Consider the following 2,500-nt stretch of genomic DNA (forward strand, 5'->3'; position numbering starts at 1 on the left):
ACTTTCCTGCAGGCAAAAACAAAACCCCTACCTGCATACGCAGATAGGGGTTTCGGAATTTAATCTTGACGATGACCTACTCTCACATGGGGAAACCCCACACTACCATCGGCGATGCATCGTTTCACTGCTGAGTTCGGGATGGGATCAGGTGGTTCCAATGCTCTATGGTCGTCAAGAAATTCGGTAGCCAGGTCGTTCTCCTTACGGAGTACGCTCCAGCGAATGGGTATGTGATAGATCTCGGTGTTTTGTGAGTCTCTCGAACTTTCGGTTCGTTTCGTCTTCACACACCGCAATCTGATGCTCTTTCGAGTAGTCAAATTGCTTGGGTGTTATATGGTCAAGCCTCACGGGCAATTAGTATTGGTTAGCTCAACGCCTCACAGCGCTTACACACCCAACCTATCAACGTCGTAGTCTTCGACGGCCCTTCAGGGGACTCAAGGTCCCAGTGAGATCTCATCTTGAGGCTAGTTTCCCGCTTAGATGCTTTCAGCGGTTATCTATTCCGAACATAGCTACCCGGCAATGCCACTGGCGTGACAACCGGAACACCAGAGGTTCGTCCACTCCGGTCCTCTCGTACTAGGAGCAGCCCCTCTCAAATCTCAAACGTCCACGGCAGATAGGGACCGAACTGTCTCACGACGTTCTAAACCCAGCTCGCGTACCACTTTAAATGGCGAACAGCCATACCCTTGGGACCGGCTTCAGCCCCAGGATGTGATGAGCCGACATCGAGGTGCCAAACACCGCCGTCGATATGAACTCTTGGGCGGTATCAGCCTGTTATCCCCGGAGTACCTTTTATCCGTTGAGCGATGGCCCTTCCATACAGAACCACCGGATCACTAAGACCTACTTTCGTACCTGCTCGACGTGTCTGTCTCGCAGTCAAGCGCGCTTTTGCCTTTATACTCTACGACCGATTTCCGACCGGTCTGAGCGCACCTTCGTACTCCTCCGTTACTCTTTAGGAGGAGACCGCCCCAGTCAAACTACCCACCATACACTGTCCTCGATCCGGATAACGGACCTGAGTTAGAACCTCAAAGTTGCCAGGGTGGTATTTCAAGGTTGGCTCCACGCGAACTGGCGTCCACGCTTCAAAGCCTCCCACCTATCCTACACAAGCAAATTCAAAGTCCAGTGCAAAGCTATAGTAAAGGTTCACGGGGTCTTTCCGTCTAGCCGCGGATACACTGCATCTTCACAGCGATTTCAATTTCACTGAGTCTCGGGTGGAGACAGCGCCGCCATCGTTACGCCATTCGTGCAGGTCGGAACTTACCCGACAAGGAATTTCGCTACCTTAGGACCGTTATAGTTACGGCCGCCGTTTACCGGGGCTTCGATCAAGAGCTTCGCGTTAGCTAACCCCATCAATTAACCTTCCGGCACCGGGCAGGCGTCACACCCTATACGTCCACTTTCGTGTTTGCAGAGTGCTGTGTTTTTAATAAACAGTCGCAGCGGCCTGGTATCTTCGACCGGCATGGGCTTACGCAGTAAATGCTTCACCCTCACCGGCGCACCTTCTCCCGAAGTTACGGTGCCATTTTGCCTAGTTCCTTCACCCGAGTTCTCTCAAGCGCCTTGGTATTCTCTACCCAACCACCTGTGTCGGTTTGGGGTACGGTTCCTGGTTACCTGAAGCTTAGAAGCTTTTCTTGGAAGCATGGCATCAACCACTTCGTGTTCTAAAAGAACACTCGTCATCAGCTCTCGGCCTTAGAATCCCGGATTTACCTAAGATTCCAGCCTACCACCTTAAACTTGGACAACCAACGCCAAGCTGGCCTAGCCTTCTCCGTCCCTCCATCGCAATAACCAGAAGTACAGGAATATTAACCTGTTTTCCATCGACTACGCTTTTCAGCCTCGCCTTAGGGACCGACTAACCCTGCGTCGATTAACGTTGCGCAGGAAACCTTGGTCTTTCGGCGTGGGTGTTTTTCACACCCATTGTCGTTACTCATGTCAGCATTCGCACTTCTGATACCTCCAGCAAGCTTCTCAACTCACCTTCACAGGCTTACAGAACGCTCCTCTACCGCATCACCTAAGTGATACCCGTAGCTTCGGTGTATGGTTTGAGCCCCGTTACATCTTCCGCGCAGGCCGACTCGACTAGTGAGCTATTACGCTTTCTTTAAAGGGTGGCTGCTTCTAAGCCAACCTCCTAGCTGTCTAAGCCTTCCCACATCGTTTCCCACTTAACCATAACTTTGGGACCTTAGCTGACGGTCTGGGTTGTTTCCCTTTTCACGACGGACGTTAGCACCCGCCGTGTGTCTCCCATGCTCGGCACTTGTAGGTATTCGGAGTTTGCATCGGTTTGGTAAGTCGGGATGACCCCCTAGCCGAAACAGTGCTCTACCCCCTACAGTGATACATGAGGCGCTACCTAAATAGCTTTCGAGGAGAACCAGCTATCTCCGAGCTTGATTAGCCTTTCACTCCGATCCACAGGTCATCCGCTAACTTTTCAACGGTA

Annotated in this window: 2 rRNA genes (1 of these 2 cut by a window edge); both read right to left on the bottom strand. The window is 51.8% G+C overall.

The window, feature by feature from the left end:
• Window positions 1-63: 63 nt before the first annotated feature.
• Window positions 64-179 (bottom strand): 5S ribosomal RNA (gene rrf, locus JFV26_RS23890).
• Between the two features lie 160 nt (window positions 180-339).
• A 23S ribosomal RNA gene (locus tag JFV26_RS23895) occupies window positions 340-2,500 on the bottom strand; it runs 731 nt beyond the window's last position.

Source organism: Pseudomonas sp. TH31 (genome assembly GCF_016650815.1).
Taxonomy (GTDB): Bacteria; Pseudomonadota; Gammaproteobacteria; order Pseudomonadales; family Pseudomonadaceae; genus Aquipseudomonas.